At 47.8% G+C, this 20,701-nt stretch carries 8 protein-coding genes; all 8 read left to right on the forward strand.

Features of this window, described 5'->3' with window-relative positions; genetic code table 11:
- Positions 1-95: 95 nt before the first annotated feature.
- The 8 genes from QUA33_RS02155 to QUA33_RS02190 all read left to right on the forward strand — a co-directional run bounded on the left by QUA33_RS02155 (position 96) and on the right by QUA33_RS02190 (position 20,673).
- Positions 96-2,159: a ShlB/FhaC/HecB family hemolysin secretion/activation protein gene (locus QUA33_RS02155; RefSeq protein WP_333146097.1), complete on the forward strand. Its 2,064-nt coding sequence runs from the start codon at positions 96-98 to the stop codon at positions 2,157-2,159.
- Between the two features lie 256 nt (positions 2,160-2,415).
- Positions 2,416-3,033: a Uma2 family endonuclease gene (locus tag QUA33_RS02160; RefSeq protein ID WP_333146099.1), complete on the forward strand. Its 618-nt coding sequence runs from the start codon at positions 2,416-2,418 to the stop codon at positions 3,031-3,033.
- A gap of 106 nt (positions 3,034-3,139) precedes the next feature.
- Positions 3,140-6,082 carry an S-layer family protein gene (locus tag QUA33_RS02165; RefSeq protein WP_333146101.1) on the forward strand — a complete coding sequence of 981 codons (2,943 nt, stop codon included), beginning with the start codon at positions 3,140-3,142 and terminating at the stop codon, positions 6,080-6,082.
- 65 nt (positions 6,083-6,147) lie between these two features.
- Positions 6,148-9,039 carry a two-partner secretion domain-containing protein gene (locus tag QUA33_RS02170; RefSeq protein ID WP_333146139.1) on the forward strand — a complete coding sequence of 964 codons (2,892 nt, stop codon included), beginning with the start codon at positions 6,148-6,150 and terminating at the stop codon, positions 9,037-9,039.
- Between the two features lie 65 nt (positions 9,040-9,104).
- Positions 9,105-12,017, forward strand: coding sequence for an S-layer family protein (locus QUA33_RS02175; RefSeq protein ID WP_333146103.1), 2,913 nt, complete (start codon positions 9,105-9,107; stop codon positions 12,015-12,017).
- A 65-nt stretch (positions 12,018-12,082) separates the two neighbouring features.
- Positions 12,083-14,974, forward strand: coding sequence for an S-layer family protein (locus tag QUA33_RS02180; RefSeq protein WP_333146105.1), 2,892 nt, complete (start codon positions 12,083-12,085; stop codon positions 14,972-14,974).
- A gap of 65 nt (positions 14,975-15,039) precedes the next feature.
- Positions 15,040-17,949 (forward strand): two-partner secretion domain-containing protein, encoded by a 2,910-nt coding sequence (locus QUA33_RS02185; protein ID WP_333146141.1) that lies wholly within the window; start codon positions 15,040-15,042, stop codon positions 17,947-17,949.
- Positions 17,950-18,057: 108 nt separating this feature from the next.
- Complete coding sequence (locus QUA33_RS02190; protein WP_333146107.1) at positions 18,058-20,673, forward strand: CHAT domain-containing protein; 2,616 nt, start codon at positions 18,058-18,060, stop codon at positions 20,671-20,673.
- Positions 20,674-20,701: the final 28 nt, after the last annotated feature.

Raw genomic sequence — 20,701 nt, forward strand, 5'->3', positions numbered from 1 at the left:
GTTTCCTTTTTTGCTGTTAAGATTGATTTTTACTTGAGGGTGCTCACTTCCTGAAAATATTTTCCCCCGCTTAAGCGAGATAATAATTAGATCCTATGGCTTGTCGCTCACAAAAAATATTTTTACTCGCTGGAATTTTTGGGTTAGTTTGGCTGGGAAAACCAGCGAAAACATCCGCTAGCACCGTTGAAATTTTGACCTCAAATGTTGAGGATTTGGCAGCAGTCAGCAGCGGAGGCGATCGAGCTTTAGCCCCTAACGACACCGAGATCGGCCTTCGTGAAGGCTTACCAGCCTCTTACGAGGAAACGCAGTTACCCGCTGAGTCAGAACGATCGGCTTTGGCGACAACTCAACCCTTATCCCCACCAGCAGAAATCCCCAACTTAGAGTCGGAAGCGGCCAATTCTGGCGATCGCACCTTCAGCACAAAAACTCAAGAAACCGAGCTTTTTAACTCTAATCAAAAACTAGAAGAAAATATTGACCCACAAAAAATTGATTTGGGTATCGATCGAGCCTCCAAACTGGCCCAACTGCCCAACCCAATTTTGCCGCGAGAACCCGAATTACCAGCTCCTGAGCCGCCGCAACCCCCTGCGCCGTCTCCCCTCCAACCCACCCAGCCAACACCCGTTGAAAGCGAAATTAGACCAGGAATTCTGGGTACAATTAAGGTCGCTGGCTTTGAATTTGAGGGCAACACAGCCTTTAGCGATCGCGAACTCGCAGAAGTTACGCAACAGTTTGCGGGTCGCGAAATCACCTTTGCGGAACTGATCGCAGCCGAAGCAGCCGTCACTCAAAAATATGTAGCAGCCGGATACATCAATTCCGGCGCTGTAATTCCCGCCAACCAAACCTTTCCGAGAGACGGAGGTGTGGTGAAAATTCGGATTGTAGAAGGCGGATTAGATGAAATTGTGATTACTGGAAACAGGCGCTTAAATTCAAATTACGTGCGATCGCGCCTTGAGCGCGCCACCAGACGGCCCCTCAACCGATCTCGGTTGCTGGAAGCCTTGCAACTGCTGCAACTCGACCCGTTAATTGCCAATATTTCCGCCGAACTTCAAGCCGGAAGCCGCCCGGAAAACAGCCGTTTAGAAGTGCGGGTAAAAGAAGCAGACAGCTTTAACGGTGAAGTGTTCGCAGACAACAACCGATCGCCCAGCGTCGGCAGTTTTCGGCGCGGTGTTCGCATCAATCAAGCAAATTTGCTCGGTTTGGGCGACGGATTAGAGGTATCTTATGCTAACACCGACGGCAGCAATGAATTCAACGGCAGCTACACAGTCCCCGTCAACGCGCGCAACGGCACGATTGGGTTCGCTGCGAGTGCTGCTAGCACCAATATCATCGAAGAACCGTTTGATGCTGCTGAAATTGAGGGGAAATCCCGGACTTACGAATTAACTTACCGCCAGCCGATTGTCGAAAAGCCCGATCGCACTTTGGCTTTGGGACTGAGTTTTTCGCGGCAAGAAAGCGATACATTCCTGTCAGGGGAACGATTTGCGCTTTCGGCGGGAGCAAACGATCGCGGCGAAACCCGGGTTTCGGCTGTGCGTTTTTTTCAAGAATACGTGCAGCGGAGTTCCAACCAAGTGTTCGCGGCGCGATCGCAATTCTCCCTCGGCACTAATCTGTTCGGCGCGACTGCGAACGATAGCGGGCCCGACAGCCGCTTTCTGGCGTGGCGCGGACAAGCCCAGTACGTGCGGCTGCTAGCGCCAGAAACTTTACTGATAGTGCGTTCTGACATTCAATTAGCCGATCGCCCCCTGCTTTCCCTCGAACAAATCGGGATCGGCGGCGTTCAAAGCGTGCGCGGATACCGCCAAGATTTGCTGTTAACTGATAGCGGTGCGATCGCGTCTGCAGAAGTGCGAATCCCGGTTTGGCGTGTTCCGCAAGTCCAAGGGTTGTTGCAAGTCGCTCCGTTTATCGATTTTGGGCTAGGGTGGAACCAGTCGGAGGAAAAGCCGAATCCTGACTCGGATAAACTTCTGGGTGCGGGTTTGGGGCTGGTTTGGCAGATGGGCGATCGGTTGAATGTGCGTTTAGACTACGGCATTCCTTTGATAAATGCTCGATCGGGCGATCGAACTTTGCAGGAAAAAGGCTTATACTTTCGGATTAATTACTTTGCTTTCTAGCTAATTCTGTCTGTGGTTGAAACCCCTGTCTCCTAGCGAAATTCCCCCGCTAGGAGAACTAAATATAGTTTAGCTAATTCCCGGCTATACTTCAATCTAATATCAATTGCGGTTAGCTCGGAATGATTAAACCGCAGAGAACGCAGAGGATACAGAGGAAGGGAAGAGAGATAAATAATTCCGATGAAGTGCGGATTAGATATAAAATATAAAATCTAAAATTCTATAACTTAGTTAACAAAAGAGGGCTTGTCTTATGGTTCAGACAAAAACTAAACTAACATTTGCAGAGTTTCTAGAAAAGTACCCCGACGGATCGGGCATCTACGAACTTGTAAATGGAGAGATTGTCAAAGTGGAAGCAACCAGAGCTCATAAAAATGTGGCACGATTTCTAGTATTTGGCTTTAACGATGAAATCAGGCGCTTGGGGCTTGACTATATCGTTGACAAAGATATAGTTTTCAGAACTGTAACAGCTTCAGGACAAGAACAAGGCAGAAATCCTGATGTTGGCGTGGTTAAGGCATCAGTATGGAACAGCAATGTACGCGGCTACGGAGCCCTTACTGAACCTATCCAATTAGCAGTAGAAGTTACCTCAACTAACTGGGAAGACGACTATGTGGATAAACTAGATGAGTATCAACGCCTCGGCATTTGTGAGTATTGGATTGTGGACTATTTAGCGATCGCTTCTAGGGCTTATCTAGGAAATCCAAAAAATCCCACAGTTTTCGTTTACTCTTTGGAAAATGGCAGTTATTTAGTTCAAAGTTTTAGAGGTAATGAGTGCATTATCTCTAAAACTTTTCCAGAACTAAAAATCACAGTCGAGCAACTTGTACTCAGCAGCCAAATTCAAAATATTTAGAGAAACGAGATGAGATTACACCGAGAAAATTTATCCTGGAAAGAGTGTTTTTATGCCTCCCTTCCATTACTATTTACTATTTTCACCCTTCTCAAAAACAGGCAAGATGCCTGTTCCAAAAAAACTAGATTGGACTGTGGTGTGGGCATCATGCCCCCCCGTAAGTTACTCCCTACTGTTTGCTTTCCTGTTGCTATTTCCCTCGAAAACCTTCGCCCAAATTATTCCCGATAATTCCCTGGGCCCGGAAAGTTCGCGCACAGTTCCCGATACTATCAATAACATACCCTCAGATAGAATCACTGGCGGCGCAACTCGCGGCGTTAACCTCTTTCACAGCTTGCGCGAATTTAACATCCGTGAAGGGCGGGGAGCTTATTTTGAAAATCCCAGCGGAATTGCCAACATCTTCACCCGCGTTACGGGCGGCAACCCTTCTAATATTTTAGGAACTCTGGGAGTTTTAGGCAATAGTAACTTATTTTTAATTAATCCGAAAGGAATTATATTCGGGCCGAATGCGCGGTTAGATTTGCGCGGTTCGTTTATCGGTTCAACCGCTGACAGTATTGTGTTTAATAACGGCTTTGAATTCAGCAGCACCAACCCGCAAACATCCCCGCTGTTAACAGTTAATATTCCCGTTGGTTTAAGATTTAGAGACAATCCCGGTGCAATTGTCAATCAATCGGCGGCTGTAGGAAAGGTAAATCTCCCAGCCTCTGCTGTGCCCATCCCAATTAGCGATCGAGTTGGTTTAGCAGTAGAGCCCGGTCAAACTTTAGCACTGATTGGCGGCGACATCCAACTCCAAGGCGGTAATTTAACCGCCAGCGGCGGACAAATTTTAGTCGGTAGCGCAGCCAGTCCCGGTTTAGTTAATTTTGCACTGACAGCGGGGGAAAAGGGAAATTTAACTTTAAATTATGACAATATTCAAAACTTCGGTAATATTCAGATATCCGATGGATCGCTTATCAACACCAGCGGAATTGGTGGCGGCCGCATAGAGTTAAAAGGTGGAAATGTCGCCCTTAGCGGTGCGCGAATTTATGCGCTGACACTGGGAAATATTGACGGTAGAGGTATCGATATCAGCGCTCAAAAGTTGCGGGTGGAAAATGGCACGCAATTTTCTACTTTGACTCTAGGAGATGGTGCAGGAGGTAATATCAACTTCCGCGCTGCTGATTCAGTAGAAATGAGCGGGCTGGGAGTTGAGGGCTATCAACAGGTTGCAATTAAATATTTGGTATCGGGAACCACAGACCCGTTTGACCCGCTGTTCGTCCTGTTTAATGCTAGTGCTGGTGCTGGTTCGGGGGGGAATATTACGATCGACACCGGCCGCCTGCTCTTCAACAATGGGGTAGTAGGTAGCGGCATCGCTTTTGGGGGTGGAAATGGCGGCAATTTAATCATTCGCGCCAATACTTTTGAGATGGTGGGTTCTGGAATTAACAACGGGACAGCTAAAGAAAGTACAGGTGCGGGAGGAAGCATTAGTGTTGATGTCGCGAGATTAATTATGCGCGACGGTTCTATTCTCGGTACGACGAGCTACAGCAGTGGCCCATCGGGGAATATCAACATTAATGCTGCTGAATCAGTAGAATTGTCTAACAGCGGCCCGACAACAGTTGTGTCAACCGGAATCAGCACGTTGAGTATCGGCTCAAACGGCAGGGCAGGGAATATTAACGTCCATACTAAGCGGTTGACTCTCTCTGGGGGTTCTGCGTTTACAGTAGGAACGGGTGTTTTAGTGGGCAGGTTTTTGTTTTCAAGAGATGGGGGGCCTGCTGGAAATTTAACAGTTACGGCTACTGAATCAGTAGAAATTTCAGGTATTTCTCAACTTTTGAGCAGCGGAATTCAGAGTGCTAGTGCGCTGAGTTCTGGAACTTTGAGCTCTAGTCCGGGCGGGGAGATTCGCATTGATACGCCAAGCCTAACCGTGCGGGATGGGGCGGTAGTTTCTACGAGCTCTTTGGGGGTGGGAGATGGGGGGAATATTACTGTTAATGCCGATCGCATTGAGGTCAGCGGCAGCGGAAATAACGGTCTGTTTGTCAGTACAATTGATGCTTCTGTGGGCAAGATATTTGGTACTAATCCTAATGCTACGGCAAATGCCGGTTCGTTGAATCTGAATGCCGATCGACTAATTGTCAGAGATGGAGCTACAGTGACTGTGCAGGCTACAGGAACCGGACGCGCTGGTAATATCAATGTTGTCGCCAATTCGATCGCTCTTGATAACAAAGCGATGATTGACGGCACGACTGTATCCGGTACAGGAGCAAATATTAACCTGCAAGCGCGAGATATCCAATTGCGCCGCAACAGCCGAATTACCACCGATGCAGGCACTTCTGACGGCGGCAATATCAACATCAACAGCGACATTCTTGTCGCCCTCCCGCAAGAAAACAGCGACATCACAGCCAACGCCCGCACAGCAGGCGGCGGCCGCGTGAATATCAATGTCCCCAATGTCTTCGGCTTTACAGCAGCGAGTCGCGAACAAGTCAGAAACAGGTTGGGGCTTAGTGACGCCGAATTTGCAGCGTTGCAAGTAAGTCCTACATCTCTGCTTCCAAGCAGCGACATCGCCGCGATTTCCCAAAGCGGCGGCCCGGCTTTGCAAGGGGCGGTAACATTTAGTTCTGTTGGAGTCAATCCCGTTCAAGGTTTAGTGGAACTGCCACAAAATGTGGTCAATCCGGCTGCGTTAATTGCTGCAAATCCCTGCATCCAAGGAGCCGAGAACGAGTTTACTGTGACTGGTCGGGGGGGATTGCCACCGAGTCCTAATGATGCCCTCACCAGCAATTCTAGCCAGTTTAATTGGGTGGAACCAGCGGTAGGTGAAAGTCAGCAAGTCGAAGGCAAAAGAGCATCCATAGAAGTTCGGCCAACAGAAATTATTCCCGCTCAAGGTTGGGTAATGGACGATCGAGGACAAGTCAGGCTGGTAGCCTATAATTCTGGTGGTGGTGCATCTCTTCGCAGTCCGAAACCTACGGGTGTTTGCGTACCTCGATAGATACTCTTTAGGTTTTAGCTAACCCCTCGCTATTTTCCTAAAATTAAATGAACCAGACTTCAAAGATGTCCCGCCAATCTTCCGCCCTATTTTTTGCATTTTTACTGCTGTGTCCTTTCCCTGCGATCGCCCAAATCATCCCTGACAGCAGCTTGGGTGCAGAAAGTTCGCGGACAGTTCCCGATACTATCAACAACTTACCCTCTGATAGAATCACTGGCGGTGCAACTCGCGGCGTTAACCTCTTTCACAGCTTGCGCGAATTTAACATCCGTGAAGGGCGGGGAGCATATTTTGCCAATCCTAACGGGATTGCGAATATTTTTACCCGCGTTACTGGGGGCAACCCTTCTAATATTTTAGGGGTGTTGGGAGTCCAAGGAAATGCCAACTTATTTTTACTTAATCCCAAAGGAATTGTCTTCGGTCCCAATGCGCGGTTAGATTTGCGCGGTTCATTTTTAGCAAGTTCAGCAGATAGCGTAGTTTTCGATAATGGCTATCAATTCACCAGCAGCAATCCCCAATCAATCCCGCTGTTAAATGTCAATATACCTATTGGTTTAAACTTTCGAGAAAATCCTGGAAAAATCATTAACACTTCAGCAGCACCAGCCTTGACTTTACCCGAATTACCCGCTGGCATCCCGCCGATTTTCAATAACATTGGCTTAGGAGTTCAGCCAGGACAAACTCTCGCCCTAGTGGGGGGAGATATTGAATTAAATCAGGGAACACTCACTGCATCTACCGGACAAATTTTGCTGGGTAGCGTCGCTAGTCCGGGGATGGTTGGATTGGACTCAACGCCATTTGGATTAAGTTTAAACTGTGACAATATTTCCAACTTTGGTAATATTGAAATAACCAACGGCTCACTGATCGATACCAGTGGAATTGGTGGTGGCAAAGTCGATATTCGAGGTGGAAATGTCAACCTCAATAATGGGCGAATTTATGCACTGACTTTGGGAAATATCGATGGTAGGGGTATCGATATTAACGCTCAACAGTTTCGGGCCCAAGGTGGAGCGCAAATCTCCACGCTGACAGCAGGAAGTGGTGCCGGAGGCGCTATCAACATCCGCGCTACCGACTCAGTTGAAACGCTCGGAATTGGATTAGATAACTATAGAGTGTTTGGTGGTAATTATACGGTATCTGGCTCTTTCGACCCTTTTGACCCACAACTTCTGCTGATAACTGGCACTAATAGCATGGGAGCCGCCGGAAACATCACGATTGATACGGGAAAACTGTTGATAGACAATGGAAGCGCATTGACTACCACCACGTTAGGTGCTGGCAACGCCGGAAATATTACCATCCGTGCCGGGGTTTTAGATATGGTCGCTTCTGCAATCCACAGTGGCCCACTTTTGGGAAGTACGGGTAGGGGAGGAAATATCACCTTTGAGGGAGAACGTTTAACCGTGAGCGATGGTGCTGCTCTGATCAGCCTCACCCGCGGTGAAGGAGGAGCGGGGAATATCAACATTAAAGCTTCGGAATCAGTAGAAGTGCTTCGGACTCCCACGGGCAGTCCCGTAGCAAGTTTAATTGGGTCAACTGCGAGCGGTGTGAATGGGCAAGCCGGGGACATTAATATCGACACGAAGCGGTTGATTATCTCTGAAGGAGGCGGAATTAGTTTATCTAGCGGAGCAGTTGTGGGCAACCAACCGTTGAATACAACTGGGGGGCCCGGAGGTAATTTGACAGTTAGGGCCACTGAGTCAGTAACAGTCGAGGGTTTTTCTGGAGTTTTGGCGAACGGCAGTCGGAATCCCAGTTTCATCTGTGCTGATGCCAATACTGCTAATCGGGGAGGGAGTATCAACATTTCTACACCTGTACTGACTCTCCGGGGTGGGGGAGTTATTAGCACTGCATCTTTAGGCAGCGGAGAAGCGGGAAGCATCACAATAAATGCGGGTCGTGTAGAAGTTATTGGGAATGGGGGTCAAGGTGAATTTAACAGTCAAATTCAGACTTCCGTTGGGATTGCCTCTGACATTATAGATCCCAATGCTACGGCTAACGGAGGTTCGTTGAATCTCAATGTCGGGGAATTGATTCTTCGCAATGAAGGAACACTCAATCTGCAAGCTTTGGGATCGGGACGGGCTGGTAACATTAACGTGAAAGCAGATTCAATTTCTCTTGACAACCAAAGCAGCATTGACGGTAGGACGGCATCCGGCCCCGGAGCAAATATTAACCTCGAAGCACGAGATATCCAGTTGCGCCGAGGCAGCAGAATTACAACTGATGCAAGTATTTCTGAGGGTGGCAATATCAACCTTAAAAGCGATATTCTGGTGGCTTTACCCAAGGAAAATAGCGATATTACTGCTAATGCGCGATCGGCTCAAGGTGGTCGCGTTAATATTAATGTCCCCAATGTTTTCGGGTTTACTTCAGTCACTCGCGAACAGGTGCGAGCGAGTTTGGGATTAACAGATGCTGAATTTGCAGCGTTGCAAGTAAGTCCGACATCTTTAATTCCTACCAGCGACATCGCCGCGATTTCCCAAAGTAGCGGCCCGGCTTTGCAAGGTAGTGTTACATTTAGTGCTTCTGGGGTGAATCCTGCTCAAGGTTTAGTGGAACTGCCGCAAAATGTGGTCGATTCGGCTGCATTAATTGCTGCAAATCCCTGCACGCAAGGGGCCGATAGCGCATTTACCGCCACTGGCAAAGGAGGAGTGCCACCGAGTCCTAATGATGTTCTCAGCAGCAATTCTAGCCAGTTTAATTGGGTGGAAACAGCGGTAGGTGGAAGTCAGCGCATAGAAGGTCAAAGAGTATCCACAGAAATCCGACCAACAGAAATTATTCCCGCTCAAGGTTGGGTAATGGACGATCGAGGACAAGTGACGCTGTTAGCGTATAATTCACATGGTGGTGCATCTCTTCGCAGTCCGAAATCAACGGGTGTTTGCGTACCTCAATAGGTACTCTTCAGGTTTTAGCTAATCCCTCGCTATTTTCCTCATGCTAAATTAACAGGAATTAAAAGATGCCCCGCCAATCTTCCGCCCTATTTTTTGCATTCTTACTGCTGTGTCCTTTCCCTGCGATCGCCCAAATCATTCCAGACAGCAGCTTGGGTGCAGAAAGTTCGCGCACAGTTGGCGACACGATTAATAATTTACCCTCGGACAGAATAGAAGGCGGTGCAACTCGCGGCGTTAACCTCTTTCACAGTTTACGCGAATTTAACATCCGTCAAGGGCGGGGAGCCTATTTTGCCAATCCCAGCGGCATCACCAACATCTTCACCCGCGTTACGGGCGGCAACCCTTCTAATATTTTAGGAACTCTGGGAGTTTTAGGAAACAGTAACTTATTTTTAATTAACCCAAAAGGGATTGTCTTTGGCCCCAATGCGCGGTTAGATTTGCGCGGTTCATTTATTGGTTCAACTGGTAGTGGCGTTCTCTTTGATAATGGCTTTGAATTTAGTGTGACCGATGCTAATACAGTGCCATTGTTAGCGATTAATATTCCTGTGGGTTTAAGATTTAGAGAAAATTCTGGCACAATTATCAACACTTCCCAAGCAATTGGCCCCACACCAACCTTACCGCCATTGCCCGTAGAAATTCCTGTTTCTAACAAACTTGGTTTAGCAGTAGACCCCGGTCAAACTTTAGCGCTAGTAGGGGGAGATATCCAATTCAATGGAGGAATTGCCACCGCCAGTAACGGACAAATACTCCTCGGTAGCGTCAAGAGTCCGGGTTTGGTTAGCTTTGAATCAACGCCACTGGGTCTGAATTTAAACTATGACAGCATTCAAAACTTTGGCAACATTCATTTATCAAACGGAACCCTAATTAACACTAGCGGAATCGGTGGCGGCAAAGTAGATATTAGAGGCGGAAATGTCACCCTAAGTGGAGGGCGAATTTATGCCATAACATTAGGAAATATTGATGGCAGAAACATCGATATCAGCGCTCAACAATTGCGACTCCGGGAGGGAGCGCAAATATCAACCCTAACCTCGGGAGAGGGTGCGGGGGGTGATGCGAACATCCGCGCTACCGACTCAGTGGAAATCATCGGGATCGGATTGGAGAGGTTTCAGGGGTTTATAAGTGAAGTTTTGCCCTCTGGAACCTTTAGCCCCTTTGACCAGCCAATTGCGATCTTCGCTGGTACTTCTAACGCCGGAGCAGGAGGAGATCTGAGAATCAACACCGGACGGCTACTGATGGATAATGGGGCTATAGCGTTTAGCGCCACGCTCGGAGCAGGAACAGGGGGAAGTACGAACATTCGCGCTAGAACTGTGGAGATAGCAAGTTCGGCGATCGACAGTGGCTCTTTTGTGAATACTACTGTTACCCAGAATAGTATTGGCAACGGAGAAGACATCAATATTGAAGCGGAACGGTTAATAGTGCGCGATAATGGCGCTCTTTCTACCGCTAGCTTTAGTAACGGAGGGTCGGGGAATATTAACATTAAAGCTTCTGAATCCGTAGAAGTGTTGCGTACCCTCCCTGGAACTTTGATACCAACGATATTGGCTACTAACACTCTCAATAATAATGCCAGATCGGGGGACATTAATATTGATACGAAGCGCTTGGTTGTTTCTGATGGAGCCTGGATTACTTTAGCGAGTGGCGGGATTTCTGGCAACCAAATATTTAGAGATGGTGGGCCGGGTGGTAATTTAAACATCAGGGCTACTGAGTCAGTAGAAATAGCAGGCATCTCAGGGGTGTTGGCGAACGGCGCTCAGGTTGCTAGTTTCCTCGGCGCTGATACCTACTCATCCAGTCAGGGAGGGGATATCCGCATTTCGACACCCGTACTAACTCTGAGGAATGGAGGATTTATTTCTACTGCGTCTTTAGGCGAAGGAAGTGCGGGAAATATTACGATTGATGCGAGTCGCGTAGAACTCATCGGTACTGTGAGTTCTGGTGGATTTAATAGTACAATTCAGGCTTCCGTTGGCTTGGCGGCGGGTGGCGTGACTAATCCCAGCGCTACGGGGAATGCGGGTTCAGTAAATCTGAATGTCGATCGATTGATTGTCCGGGATGGGGCAACTCTTAATGTTCAGGCGTTGGCAAGGGGAAGGGCTGGCAATATTAATGTGGTTGCAGACTCAATTGCCTTAGATAACAAAGCTCGTATCGACGCTACAACTGACTCTGGCGGCGGTGGAAATATTAATATCAAGGCGCGAGACATTCAGTTGCGACACAGTAGCAGAATTACCACTGATGCTGGTATTTCTGATGGTGGAAATATCCGAATTAATAGCGATATTTTGGTAGGTTTACCAATAGAGAATAGCGATATTACAGCTAATGCTCGCACAGCTATGGGCGGCCAGGTGACAGTAAATGTCCCGAATATCTTTGGTTTTACAGCAGTTACCCGCGAACAAACCAGAAGTAGTTTATGGCTGCCTGATGCTGAATTTTCAGCTTTACAAGTGAATCCAACTTCTTTACTTCCCACTAGCGATATTGCAGCTATTTCTCAACAGGCTGGCCCAGCTTTACAAGGAGCAGTAACGTTTAGCACTACTGGGGTAAATCCCGCTCAAGGGTTAGTAGAATTAGAGCAAAATGTAGTCGATCCCAGCCAATTAATTGCTGCTAATCCCTGCATAGAAGGGGCAGGAAACGAGTTTACTGTTACGGGGAAAGGAGGAGTGCCACCGAGTCCTAATGATGCCCTCAGCAGCGCAGCAGCGCCGTTTCCTTGGGTGGAACCAGCGGTAGGCGGAAGTCAGCAAGTAGAAGGCGAAAAAGCACCCATAGAAATTCGGCCAACAGAAATTATTCCCGCTCAAGGTTGGGTAATGGACGATCGAGGACAAGTGACGCTGGTAGCCTATAATTCTGGTGGTGGTGCATCTCTTCGCAGTCCGAAACCTACGGGTGTTTGCGTACCTCAATAGGTACTCTTCAGGTTTTAGCTAAACCGTCGCTATTTCCCTCATACTAAATTAACAGGAATTAAAAGATGCCCCGCCAATCTTCCGCCCTATTTTTTGCATTTTTACTGCTGTTTCCTGGCCCTGCGATCGCCCAAATTATCCCCGATAATAGCTTGGGTGCAGAAAGTTCGCGCACAGTTGGCGACACGATTAATAACTTACCATCGGACAGAATAGAAGGCGGGGCAACTCGCGGCGTTAACCTCTTTCACAGTTTACGCGAATTTAACATCCGTCAAGGGCGGGGAGCCTATTTTGCCAATCCCAGCGGCATCACCAACATCTTCACCCGCGTTACGGGTGGCAATCCTTCTAATATTTTAGGTGTCTTGGGAGTCCAAGGAAATGCCAACTTATTTTTACTTAATCCCAAAGGAATTGTCTTTGGCCCCAACGCTCGGTTAGATTTGCGCGGCTCATTTGTCGGTGCAACCGGTAGCGGAATTCTCTTTGATAATGGATTTGAATTTAGTGCAGCTAATTCTAATGCAGTGCCATTGTTAGCGATTAATATTCCTGTAGGTTTAAGATTTAGAGACAATCCCGGCACAATTGTCAACTCTTCCCAAACAAAGGCTCCTACATCAGCCTTACCGCCACTACCCATAGAAATTCCTGCTTTTGAAAAACTAGGTTTGGCCGTAGACCCCGGTCAAACTTTAGCATTAATTGGCGGTGACATTCAACTGCAAGGAGGAAATCTAACTGCTTATACCGGACAAATTCTTCTAGGTAGTGTCAAGAGTCCAGGTGTAGTGCAATTTGAACCAACAGCTTTAGGTCTGAATTTAAACTATCGAAATATTCAGAACTTCGGCAATATTGAAATGAACGGTGCATTTATAAATACCAGCGGATTAGGAGGTGGGAAAGTCGATATTCGAGGGGGAAATATTAATCTTAACGGTTCAGGAATTTATGGACTGACACTCGGAAATATAAATGGTAGAGGCATTGACATCAATTCCCAAAACTTACGAGTAGAGGGGGGGTCGCAAATTTTCGCCTCCACACTGGGAGAGGGAAGAGGAAGCGATATCAACATCCGCGCTACTGACTCAGTAGAAATGATCGGGTTGGGAATTGAGGGCTATCAGCAGCTTACAGAAAATTTTCAGACATCTGGAACAGGCAACCCCTTTATTTCGCAAATCGTTCTGTTCACTAGCACTATTGGCAGTGGAGCAGCCGGAGATATTAACATTGAAGCCGGACGGCTGTTGATGAGCAATGGGGTAGTGGGCGGTGCCCCCACCTTTGGTGCTGGGAATGGCGGAAATCTGGCTATCCGCGCCAACACGGTCGAACTCGTCAGTTCAACGCTCTATAACGGAACAACGAACGAAAGCACTGGTCAAGGCGGAAACATCTCTGTTGAAGCGCAACGGTTAATACTGCGGGATGGCGGTGCGTTTGCCAGCTTCAGCCTTAGTGATGGAGCATCGGGGAATATCGCGATTAAAGCGAGTGAATCGGTGGAATTATCGGGTAGTCTTCCTGTAGGTCTAGGGCAAACTCGGCTCGGCACGAATACTTTTGATGCGAATGGAAAAGGTGGGGATATTACGATCGACACTAAGCGGCTGAGTGTTTCCAATGGAGCCACAATTAGTTTAACGACTGGTGCTATTTTTGGCCAAGTCGTATTTTCTACCAGTGGGGGGACGGGAGGAAATTTAACTGTGAAAGCCTCCGAGTCTATAGAAGTGAGCGGCGAGTCAAGATTTTTGGAGAATGCGGGCTATGTAGCAAGTTCTTTTGTTACTCAAACTGCAAGTTCTGGTAGAGGTGGAGATATCCGCCTGTCAACACCTAAACTAACTGTGCAGAATGGCGGCGTTATTTCTGCAGCTTCTTTGGGTATAGCAGATGCAGGAGATATTACAATTAATGCCGATCGCCTAGCAGTGCAAGGTATTGGGAGTAACAGTGGGTTGAGGAGTGGAATTGAAGCCTCGTCTGGTAGGGCGTTTAATGCTGTAAATTCCACTGCTAGCGGCAATGCAGGCTCGTTGAATTTGAATGCTAATCAATTGATTCTTCGGGACAGTGCAGTGGTTAACGTTCAATCTTCAGGCACAGGTAGGGCTGGCAATATTAACGTTGTAGCTAACTCAGTTGCCCTGGATAATAAAAGCATAATTGATGGCACGACTGTCTCTGGCACAGGGGCCAATATTAACCTGCAAGCGCAAGACATTCAGTTGCGGCGCGGCAGTAGAATCACCACGGATGCAGGTATTTCTGAGGGCGGTAATATCAGAATTAATAGCGATATTTTGGTAGCTTTACCGCGAGAGAATAGTGATATTACAGCTAATGCTCGCACAGCTAGGGGCGGACAAGTTACGGTCAATGTACCAAATATCTTTGGCTTTACAAGCCTTAACCGCGAACAAGCCAGGAGTAGTTTAGGATTAACAGATGCTGAATTTGCAGCGTTGCAAGTAAGTCCGACTTCTCTAATTCCTACCAGCGATATTGCGGCGATTTCCCAAAGTAGCGGCCCGGCTTTGCAAGGTACTGTAACATTTAGTGCTTCTGGGGTAAATCCCGCTCAAGGTTTAGTGGAACTGCCGCAAAATGTGGTGAATCCGGCTGCGTTAATTGCTGCAAATCCCTGCATCCGAGGGGCCGAGAGCGAATTTACCGCTACTGGGAAAGGAGGAGTGCCACCGAGTCCTAATGATGCCCTCAGCAGTGCTGCAGCGCCGTTCCCTTGGGTAGAACCAGCGGTAGGTCAAAGTCAGCAAGTAGAAGGCGAAAGAGTATCCATAGAAGTTCGGCCAACAGAAATTATTCCCGCTCAAGGTTGGGTAATGGACGATCGAGGACAAGTCAGGCTGGTAGCCTATAATTCTGGTGGTGGTGCATCTCTTCGCAGTCCGAAACCTACGGGTGTTTGCGTACCTCGATAGATACTCTTTAGGTTTTAGCTAACCCCTCGCTATTTTCCTAAAATTAAATGAACCAGACTTCAAAGATGTCCCGCCAATCTTCCGCCCTATTTTTTGCATTTTTACTGCTGTGTCCTTTCCCTGCGATCGCTCAAATCATCCCCGATAATAGCTTGGGTGCAGAAAGTTCGCGCACAGTTGGCGACACGATTAATAATTTACCCTCGGACAGAATAGAAGGCGGTGCAACTCGCGGCGTTAACCTCTTTCACAGTTTACGCGAATTTAACATCCGTGAAGGGCGGGGAGCCTATTTTGCCAATCCCAGCGGAATCAACAACATATTCACCCGTGTTACAGGTTCAAACTGCTCAAATATTTTAGGAACTCTGGGAGTTTTGGGAAACAGTAACTTATTCTTAATTAACCCAAAAGGGATTGTTTTCGGCCCCAATGCGAGGTTAGATTTGCGCGGTTCATTTTTAGCAAGTTCAGCAGATAGCGTAGTTTTTAATAATGGCTATCAATTCAGCAGCAGCAATCCCCAATTAGTACCGCTGTTAAATGTCAATATACCTGTCGGTTTAAATTTTCGAGAAAATCCGGGAAAAATCATTAACAATTCAGTAGCACCAACCTTGAAATTACCACAATTACCCCCAGGAATTCCGCCGATTTTCAATAACATGGGCCTAGCAGTTGCTCCCCGACAAACTATAGCCCTAGTGGGGGGAGAGCTGGAATTAAATCAGGGAAGTGTCACTGCATCAACCGGACAAATTTTGCTGGGTAGCGTCGCTAGTCCGGGGATGGTTGGATTGGGGGCAACCTCTTTTGGATTAAGTTTAAACTATGACAAAATTGCCAAATTTGGTCATATTGAAATCACCAACGGCTCACTGATCGATACCAGTGGAATTGGTGGCGGCAAAGTCGATATTCGAGGTGGAAATGTCAACTTCAATAATGGCAGGATTTATGCACTGACTTTGGGAAATATCGATGGTAGGGGCATCGACATTAACGCCCAACATTTACGGGCCCAAGGTGGGGCGCAAATTTCCACGCTGACAGCCGGAAGTGGCGCGGGAGGTGCTATCAATATCCGCGCTACCGATTCAGTAGAACTGATCGGGATTGGATTTGATAGCTTTCAAAACTTTGTCAAAAATTATACAATCTCTGGAAGAATCAACCCTTTTGACCCACAGATTCTACTGGAAACTAGCACTGCTGGCATGGGAGATGCGGGAAACATCTTAATCGATACGGGACAACTGCTGATCGACAATGGAACCGTATCGGGTAGCGCTACATTAGGTGCTGGCAACGCCGGAAATATGACCCTCCGTGCCAGGGTTCTCGATCTGGTCGGTTCAGGGATCAACACCGGCACACTCGCGGGGAGTACGGGTAAGGGAGGAAATATCAGCTTTGAGGGAGAACGTTTTATCATACGCGATGGCAGTGCGATCGTCAGCACCACTCGCAGTGAAGCACCATCGGGGAATATCAACATTAAAGCTTCGGAATCAGTAGAAGTGCTGCGGACTCCTCCTCGAAGTCCCGTCGCAACCTTGATTGGTGCAACCGCAATCAGCATTAATGGGAAAGCCGGAGACATTTATATCGATACGAAGCGGTTGAGGATCTCTGAAGGGGGCGGAATTAGTTTATCTAGCGGCTCAGTTGTGGGCAACCAACCGTTGAATACAACTGGGGGGCCCGGAGGTAATTTAACAATTAAAGCTACTGAGTCAGTCAGACTAGAGGGTATTTCTGGAGTTTTGGCGAATGGCAGTCGGAATCCTAGTTTCATCTCCGCTGATACCAACTCTGCTGCTCGGGGAGGGAGTATGAACATTTCTACACCTTTAGTAATTCTCCGAGATGGAGGACTTATTTCTACTGCATCTTTAGGCAAAGGAGATGCCGGAAGCATCACGATTGATGCGGGGCGTGTAGAAATTATTGGTAATGGGGGCCAAGGTGAATTTAACAGTCAAATTCAGACTTCCGTTGGGATTGCATCTCGCGTTAGAAATCCCAATGCTACGGCTAACGGAGGTTCGTTGAATCTCAATGTCGGGGAATTGATTCTTCGCAATGGGGGAACACTTAATCTGCAAGCTCTGGGTTCAGCACGGGCTGGTAATATTAACGTGAAAGCAGATTCAATTTCCCTTGACAATCAAAGCAGCATTGACGGGAGAACGGAATCAGGCGCCGGAGCAAATATTAACCTCGAAGCACGGGATATTCAGTTGCGCCGAGGGAGCAGGATTACAACTGATGCAAGTATTTCTGATGGTGGCAATATCAACCTTAAAAGCGATATTCTGGTGGCTTTACCCAAGGAAAATAGCGATATTACTGCTAATGCGCGATCGGCTCAAGGTGGTCGCGTTAATATTAATGTCCCCAATGTTTTCGGGTTTACTTCAGTCACTCGCGAACAGGTGCGAGCGAGTTTGGGATTAACAGATGCTGAATTTGCAGCGTTGCAAGCAAGTCCGACATCTTTAATTTCTACCAGCGACATCGCCGCGATTTCCCAAAGTAGCGGCCCGGATTTGCAAGGTAGTGTTACATTTAGTTCTTCTGGAGTGAATCCCGCTCAGGGTTTAGTGGAACTGCCGCAAAATGTTGTCGATCCGGCTGCGTTAATTGCTGCAAATCCCTGCACGCAAGGGGCAAATAGCGCATTTACCGTCACTGGGAAAGGAGGAGTGCCACCAAGTCCTAATGATGTTCTCAGCAGTGCTGCAGCGCCGTTGCCGTGGGTGGAAGAGGCAGGAAGAGGGAATCAAGAAGAAGGGATTGAGATCGAGGGGGGAAGAGGTTCGAGGGAAGAAGGCATTCGGCAAGACGAAGTTGTTCCGGCGCAAGGTTGGGTGCTGAATGCGAAAGGGGAGGTAACTCTTGTTGGATATAATCCGGGTAATGCTGCTGACTCTCGCAATCATCGGCAGAATTCTGGTTGTGTGCCGCGTTGAAATTGTTTTTTTTATCTGCAGATGTAGGGTGATTAACGCAGATAAAGAATAAGATGGATTTGAGTTAGTTAGTATGTGTGTCTGCGGCTGTAATTTTATTTTTTACATATGAATTTTTCTCGATCGCTCCGGCAAGTAATTCTGTTATTTGTGATTTCCTGTCTGCTAGCAGTTGCGATTCCTCCCGGAGTTGCTCAGGTTAATCCACCACCAGCGGTGCAGCTTGTCCGACAAGCTCGAACTCTTTACCGAGAGGAACGTTTTTCGGAAGCTGTGCCTTTGTTGCAGCAAGCGGCGGCGCAGTTTGAGGCAAAAGGTGAAAATCTCGATCGCGCCACAGCTTTGAGCAATTTAGCTGCAACCTACGGGCAGTTGGCGCTTTGGGAAGAAGCAGAAAAAGCTGTAAATTCCAGTTTGTCTGTTGTGCGAACACAGGCAAAAACTCCCGAACAGCAGCGGATTTTGGCTGAAACTCTCAACATTCAAGGACAGTTGCAACTCGAACGCGGTCAGACTCAAGATGCGATCGAGATTTGGACGCAAGCTGCTAAAATTTTCGAGCAAATTGATAGAAAGAATCAACTTTTTCAAGTTCAAATTAATCAAAGTCGGGCTTGGGAAATTCTCGGACTTTACCCTAGAGCTTGCAAAATGCTGTTAGCTTCTTTCAAGTTGGAAAACCCAACTTGCGAAATTTCGGCAGCGGGTTTGGAAACTTTGAAAAATCAGCCTGTGTCTCTCGAACAAGTCCGGGGAATTCATGCTTTAGGGCGGGTACTGCGGGTTTTGGGACAACTGGAACGATCGCAGGATGTGCTGTCGGTTGGACTCGAAGCAGCCCAAAAATTAGGTTCCCGACCAGAGGAGGCTGCAATTTATCTCAATCTGGGCAATACGGTACGGGCTAAAAGCAATAAACCGGGTTTGACACCAGAACAGCGCGGTGATTGGGAACGCTTTGCCCTAGAGTATTATGCTCGATCTGCCCAGGCGATGCCGGAGCGATCGCTCCTACAAATTCAAGCAAAGTTAAACCAATTGAGTTTGTTGGTCGATCGCAAAGATTGGTCTGAGGCAGAGGTTTTGTGGCGTTCTCTCGAACCTCAAGTCGCTCAATTTGGGTCGAACCGCGCTGGACTTTACGCTCAAATTAATCTAGCTCAAAGCTTGATGAAATTAGCTCAATCGCCAGCGAAAACTTTGAGTTTAAGCGAGATTGACACAATGCTCGATCGCTCTGTCGAACCAGCAAACAGTTTGGGCGACAAACGAATACAAGCTTATATTCTGGCAGCTAAAGGCAAACTATCGGAAATCCAACAGCAGTATCAGACTGCGGAAAATATCACAATTCAGGCTTTGAGTTTAGCACCGGCGTTTCAATCTCCGGATATTGCTTACCAATTGTTTTGGCAACTGGGACGGATTCGGAAAGCTCAGGGGAATACAGAAGGGGCGATCGCTCAATATACTCAAGCTGTGAATGTACTGTCTTCTTTGCGGGGCGATTTGGTGACAGTCAATCCCGAAGTCCAATTTTCGTTTCGGGAAAGTGCCGAACCGGTTTATCGGGAATTAGTCGGGCTGCTTTTGCAAGAGGAATCTCCCAGTCAAGCTAAGTTGAAACTAGCGCGCCAAACGGTGGAATCTTTGCAGTTGGCGGAATTGGACAACTTTTTTCGGGATGCTTGCGCTGATGCTAAACCAAAGTCGATCGAGGAAATCGATCCGACAGCGGCGGTGATTTATCCGATTATTTTGAGCGATCGTTTGGAGGTAATTTTGTCAATTCCCGGCAAACCCCTGCGCCGCTACACTACTGTGAAGTCTCAAGCCGAGTTGGAAACTGCCTTCAGACAAGCCAAAAATACCATCAGGCCTGCATCTTTCCCGCGCAACAGGAGGCAACCCGTTGAACAGGTTTATGACTGGTTAATCCGCCCCGCAGAGGCGGATTTGACCGCTGCTGGGATTAAAACCCTGGTATTTGTGCTCGACGGTTATTTGCGAAATCTGCCGATGGCGGTGCTCCACGACGGTGAAAAGTTTTTAGTAGAAAAATACAGTATTGCTTTGGCGCCGGGATTGCAACTGCTAGCACCGAAACCGCTGAACAAAGTCAAGTTAAAAGTGCTCACCGCTGCCCTCTCCGAAGCGCGTCAAGGCTTCTCGGCTTTGCCGGGGGTGAAGGAGGAAGTTGAACAAATTGCAGCCGAGATGCCGGCGAGTTCGCTGCTGAATGAAGATTTTGTCAGCGGGCGGTTGCAAGATCGAATTAAAGCGGTGTCTTACCCGATCGTCCATTTGGCAACTCACGGTCAGTTTAGCTCGAACGCGGCGGATACTTTTATTGTGACTTGGGATCAGAAAGTGAATGTTAAGGAGTTCGATCGACTGCTGCGAGCCCGCACTGGTGAGAGACAACAGGCGATCGAACTTTTGGTTTTGAGTGCTTGCGAAACTGCTTCGGGCGATAACCGCGCGGCTTTGGGTTTGGCCGGGGCCGCAATTCGATCGGGTGCCCGCAGCACCGCCGCCACCCTTTGGCAAGTCAACGACGAATCTACAGCTATCTTTATGACTGAGTTTTACCGGCAGCTTGCTTCTTCTAAAACCAGCAAAGCTGAAGCCCTCCGCAACGCTCAATTAACTCTGCTGAAAAACCCTGAGTATCAGAATCCGTATTTCTGGGCACCTTTCGTGCTTGTGGGCAATTGGCAGTAATTTAAGATGGGGCATCGGGCATCGGGCT

The organism is Microcoleus sp. Pol14D4, from assembly GCF_036701245.1.
GTDB lineage: Bacteria > Cyanobacteriota > Cyanobacteriia > Cyanobacteriales > Microcoleaceae > Microcoleus.

What these genes read in the sequence shown, in the direction of transcription:
- QUA33_RS02155 (WP_333146097.1), top strand. Translation starts at nt 96, where the DNA reads ATGGCTTGTCGCTCACAAAAAATATTTTTACTCGCTGGAATTTTTGGG.
- QUA33_RS02160 (WP_333146099.1), top strand. Translation starts at nt 2,416, where the DNA reads ATGGTTCAGACAAAAACTAAACTAACATTTGCAGAGTTTCTAGAAAAG.
- QUA33_RS02165 (WP_333146101.1), top strand. Translation starts at nt 3,140, where the DNA reads ATGCCTGTTCCAAAAAAACTAGATTGGACTGTGGTGTGGGCATCATGC.
- QUA33_RS02170 (WP_333146139.1), top strand. Translation starts at nt 6,148, where the DNA reads ATGTCCCGCCAATCTTCCGCCCTATTTTTTGCATTTTTACTGCTGTGT.
- QUA33_RS02175 (WP_333146103.1), top strand. Translation starts at nt 9,105, where the DNA reads ATGCCCCGCCAATCTTCCGCCCTATTTTTTGCATTCTTACTGCTGTGT.
- QUA33_RS02180 (WP_333146105.1), top strand. Translation starts at nt 12,083, where the DNA reads ATGCCCCGCCAATCTTCCGCCCTATTTTTTGCATTTTTACTGCTGTTT.
- QUA33_RS02185 (WP_333146141.1), top strand. Translation starts at nt 15,040, where the DNA reads ATGTCCCGCCAATCTTCCGCCCTATTTTTTGCATTTTTACTGCTGTGT.
- QUA33_RS02190 (WP_333146107.1), top strand. Translation starts at nt 18,058, where the DNA reads ATGAATTTTTCTCGATCGCTCCGGCAAGTAATTCTGTTATTTGTGATT.